General features: G+C 48.0%; 1 tRNA gene and 1 rRNA gene. Both read left to right on the top strand.

Going from position 1 to position 791, the window contains the following annotated elements:
* Positions 1 to 230 precede the first annotated feature (230 nt).
* Positions 231 to 306 (top strand) — tRNA-Glu (locus OKC44_RS22095).
* Positions 307 to 542: 236 nt separating this feature from the next.
* Positions 543 to 791 (top strand): 23S ribosomal RNA (locus tag OKC44_RS22100); the annotation flags it as partial.

Consider the following 791-nt stretch of genomic DNA (forward strand, 5'->3'; position numbering starts at 1 on the left):
GGAACCTGGGGTTGGATCACCTCCTTACCTTAAGATGACGAAGTTGTTGAGTGTTCACACAGATTGCCTTGATTCAAAGTAGTTAGAGCAAAGACCTGATGCGCCTTGGCGTGTCAGTGCTTGTTTGGTGAAAGCCAAACGAGAGAAGCCCTTTTGTTGGGTGTTGGGATGTGAATAATGGCGCGAGTCGTTACCCAATCACCTGCGCGCAAGCGCAAAGACAAATCCGGGTCCCCTTCGTCTAGAGGCCTAGGACACCGCCCTTTCACGGCGGTAACAGGGGTTCGAATCCCCTAGGGGACGCCACTTCTCTTCGCATCTTAAGAATGCAGAGTTAAGAACTGATTCTTAACTCTGTTTTCTTCAGCCTTGTGCTGTTGCAAACATGCTCTTTAACAATCTGGAAAGCTGATTTAAAAAGTAGTTCTCAAACATTTGTTACAAGTGCTTTGGAAACTTCTTGGCGAAAACCAAATTTTATTTGGTCCTTGTTGTACGACAACAAGCTGTGCCGGTTTCACCGACACTTCTTGGGGTTGTATGGTTAAGTGACTAAGCGTACATGGTGGATGCCTTGGCAGTCAGAGGCGATGAAGGACGTACTAACCTGCGATAAGCCGTGAGCAGTCGGTAAGAGACATTACGACTCACGGATTTCCGAATGGGGAAACCCACTTAGCATAAGCTAGGTATCGCTGCGTGAATACATAGCGCAGCGAGGCGAACCGGGAGAACTGAAACATCTAAGTACCCCGAGGAAAAGAAATCAACCGAGATTCCCTCAGTAGCGG

This window comes from Aeromonas sp. S41-2 (assembly GCF_027705845.1).
Taxonomy (GTDB): Bacteria; Pseudomonadota; Gammaproteobacteria; order Enterobacterales; family Aeromonadaceae; genus Aeromonas; species Aeromonas hydrophila.